Raw genomic sequence first — 3457 nt, 5'->3', positions numbered from 1 at the left:
AGGCGCACCAGTACTACGCCCGGATGCACGTGCCGGTCGCGCCCGGCTGCAACATCCAGTGCAACTACTGCAACCGCAAGTTCGACTGCGCGAACGAGAGCCGCCCCGGCGTCACCAGCCAGTTGCTCACTCCGGAGCAGGCGCTGGCCAAGGTCAAGCGGGTGGCCAGCGAGATCAAGCAGATGAGCGTGCTCGGCGTGGCCGGGCCCGGGGAGCCGCTGGCCAACGCGCGACGCACCTTCCGCACGATGGAGCTGGTCGCCCGGGACTGCCCGGACATCAAGCTGTGCGTGTCTACGAACGGGCTCACCCTCGTCGACCACGTCGACCGTATCGAAGACCTCGGCATCGATCATGTGACGATCACCATCAACATGATCGACCCCGAGGTCGGCGAGCGGATCTACCCCTGGGTGACGTTCCGGGGCAAGCGCTACACCGGCCGGGAGGCGTCGAAGATCCTGTCCGAGCGGCAGCTGGAGGGGCTCGCAGCCCTCACCGAACGCAAGATCCTGTGTAAGGTCAACTCGGTGTTGATCCCCGGTGTCAACGACGAGCACCTGGTGGAGGTCTCCCGGACGGTCAAGAGCATGGGGGCGTTCCTGCACAACGTGATGCCGCTGGTGTCCGCCCCCGAGCACGGCACCTACTACGGCCTCACCGGGCAGCGCGGGCCGACCCCCCAGGAGCTCAAGGCGCTGCAGGACCGCTGCGAGGGCGACGACGGCGCGGACATGAACATGATGCGCCACTGCCGGCAGTGCCGGGCCGACGCGGTCGGGCTGCTCGGGGAGGACCGCAGCGAGGAGTTCGGTCCGGAGACGTACGCCGGCGAGGTCACCTACGACCTGGCCGGACGCCAGGCGGCCCATGCGGCGATCGAACGCTGGCGTTCCGACGTCCGCGCCACCCGCGAGGAGCTGCAGATCTCCGCGGGTGCGGCGAAGCCCGAACGGACGGTCCTGGTCGCGGTCGCCACCAAGGGCGGGGGAGCGGTCAACCAGCACTTCGGCCATGCCGAGGAGTTCTGGGTCTACGAGGCGGGCGAGAAGTGGGCGCGTCTGGTAGGGACCCGCAGCGTCGCGCGCTACTGCGACGGCCCGTCCGAGTGCGACGAGGACGACTCGGTGCTCGACCGGACCGTCCGGCTGCTGTCGGACTGTGCCGCCGTGCTGTGTAGCAAGATCGGAAACGGGCCGCGGGAGGCGCTCGCCGCGGCTGGGGTCGAAGCCGTCGAGTGCTACGACATCATCGAGTCCGCGGTCGCGACGGAAGGTGCACGGCTCGCGGCGCAGGGCGCTCGGCGTACGGCGGAAGACGCCCGGCTCGCCGCGGAGGGTGCGTGCCGCCCGGCCGCGGGCCCGGCGGGATTCTCCGCGGATCTGCTGGCATCCGCCGACCTGCTGGAAGACACACCGGACGGACTGCCCGGCCCGCACTCGCAGGCAGCCGTACACGTCACGGCAAAGGTGGGATCATGATCGCCAAACTGCAGGTCGTGCTTACCGAGCGCGCCGGCAACCAGGTACGGGCACTGCTCGCCCGCGACGAGACGACCGCCGGCTACGGCCTGCGGGTCGTCGCGGAACCGGGCGGCTGCTCGGGCTACAAGTACAGCCTCGCGCTCGCACCCGCCGCCGAGAAGGGCGACATCATCGTCCGCCAGGATGGGTTCGACGTGTTCGTCGCGTCCGCGTCCGCGTCGATCGTCCACGGGGTCCGCATCGACTATGTCGAGTCGTTGACGTCGTCGGGGTTCGCCTTCTCCAACCCGAACGCGTCGGATCCGTGCTCCTGCGGGTCGTCCTTCTCGGCACCGGAGCGGGACGGCAACGAAGACATCCTGTGGCAGCAGGTCGACGAGGCGATCCAGCAGGTACGGCCGTTCCTGCAGCGCGACGGCGGGGACGTCTCGGTCGTCGACGTCACCGGAGGTGTCGTCTCGGTCCGGCTCACCGGAGCCTGCGGGGGGTGTTCCTCCGCTCTGGACACGCTCGCGGGTGTCATCGAGCGTCAGCTGAAGGAATCGGTGCCAGCGGTCGAGCGAGTCGTCCTCGCGTCCTGACGACCGCATCTGGAGGTGGACCAGTGAGTATCGCTATCAGCTTCACCGAACGGGCGGCAGGCCAGGTACGCGCGCTGCTCAACCGGGAGGGGGCCGCCCCCGCCTCGGGTCTGCGGGTCGGCGTCGACACCGGCGGTGGCTGCGCCGGGCACCGGTACCGGCTGACCGTCGAATCCGTGCCGTACGACGGCGACGTCGTCATACGGGTAGAGGACCTCGACGTGTTCGTTGCCGCCAGCTCGGTCGAACAGTTCGACGGCATGCGCATCGACTACAGCGAGTCGCTGATGTCGTCCGGCTTCACCTTCTACAACCCGCACGCGCGAAGCAACTGTCTGTGCGGTCCGTCGTTCGCCCCGCCCGTCCAGCCGGACGGGGTGGAGACGTCACTGCTGCAGAAGGCGAACGTGGCGATCCAGCACATCCGACCGCACCTGCAGCTGGTGGGGCGGGACGCCTCCGTGGTCGGGGTCGCCGACGGTGTCGTCTCGGTGCGGCTGACCGGTATCGGACTGGAGCGCGAAGCCGACGTGACCGAGCTGGTGAAAACGGTTGAACGGCAGCTCAAGGACGCCGTCCCCGACGTCACACGAGTCGTTCCCGCCTCTGTGGGCCGGTAGCGGAGGGTAGGGGGACGGCATGGACATGCAGCGATTCGAGCGCCAACTGACACTGAGCGGTTTCGGGCTACCGGGACAGGAGCGGCTGTGCGAGGCGACGGTGCTTGTGGCGGGAGTGGGTGGGGTAGGCGGAGCCGTCGCCACCTACCTCGCCGCGGCTGGCGTCGGGCGGCTGGTCCTCGTGCATCCCGGCGTCCTCGAGACACCCGACCTCAACCGACAGACGCTTATGCGACCCGACCGGGTCGGTGAGGCGCGGGTGGCCTGTGCCGCCGACACGTTGCGGGAGCACTACCCCGACGTCACGGTCGAGGCATGGGACCGCGACCTGTTCGACCCGCACCTGCCCGGTCTCGTCGCCGGTTCGGACGTGGTCGTCGACGCCCGCCACAACTTCCCCGAACGGTTCCGGATCAACCGGATGTGCCTGGACCTGGGCGTGCCGCTGGTCTTCGCGGCTATGAACACCACCGAGGCCCAGCTGCTCGCGGTGACTCCCGGTGGGCCGTGCCTGCGCTGCGTGTTCGCGGACGGTGACCCGCAGTGGGATCCGCTCGGCTTCCCGGTGCTCGGCGCGGTGGCCGGCACCGTGGGATGCCTGGCCGCCATGGAGGTCATCAAGATTGTTTCCCGGTTCGGTGAGCCGTCCACCGGGAAACTGCTCACCTTCGACCTGTGGGACATGGACTTCCGGTCGTTCCCGGTGATCCGCGACCCGCACTGTGTCGACTGCGGGTCCTCCCAGCAGCAGCGATCATCCCACTCGCAGCAG

4 protein-coding genes are annotated in these 3457 nt (G+C 69.1%); all 4 read left to right on the top strand.

What is annotated here, in order from left to right; genetic code table 11:
- Positions 1-1481: nitrogenase cofactor biosynthesis protein NifB (gene nifB, locus DD1DGNOD_RS17405; protein ID WP_241255801.1), on the top strand; the 1481-nt coding region annotated here is incomplete at its 5' end.
- The gene (locus DD1DGNOD_RS17400) at positions 1478-2065 is read left to right on the top strand and encodes an iron-sulfur cluster assembly accessory protein (protein ID WP_131770629.1); all 588 of its coding nucleotides are present in this window, start codon (positions 1478-1480) and stop codon (positions 2063-2065) included. The genes nifB and DD1DGNOD_RS17400, both read left to right, overlap by 4 nt.
- A 23-nt stretch (positions 2066-2088) precedes the next feature.
- Positions 2089-2685, top strand: a complete 597-nt coding sequence (locus DD1DGNOD_RS17395; protein WP_165036828.1) for an iron-sulfur cluster assembly accessory protein — start codon at positions 2089-2091, stop codon at positions 2683-2685.
- A 19-nt stretch (positions 2686-2704) separates the two neighbouring features.
- On the top strand, positions 2705-3457 hold a 753-nt coding region (locus tag DD1DGNOD_RS17390), incomplete at its 3' end, for a HesA/MoeB/ThiF family protein (RefSeq protein WP_131770636.1).

Source organism: Candidatus Protofrankia californiensis, assembly GCF_900634765.1.
Taxonomy (GTDB): domain Bacteria; phylum Actinomycetota; class Actinomycetes; order Frankiales; family Frankiaceae; genus Protofrankia; species Protofrankia californiensis.
The sequence above is the reverse complement of the archived record's forward strand: the minus strand, read 5'-3'. Positions and strand labels throughout refer to the sequence as shown.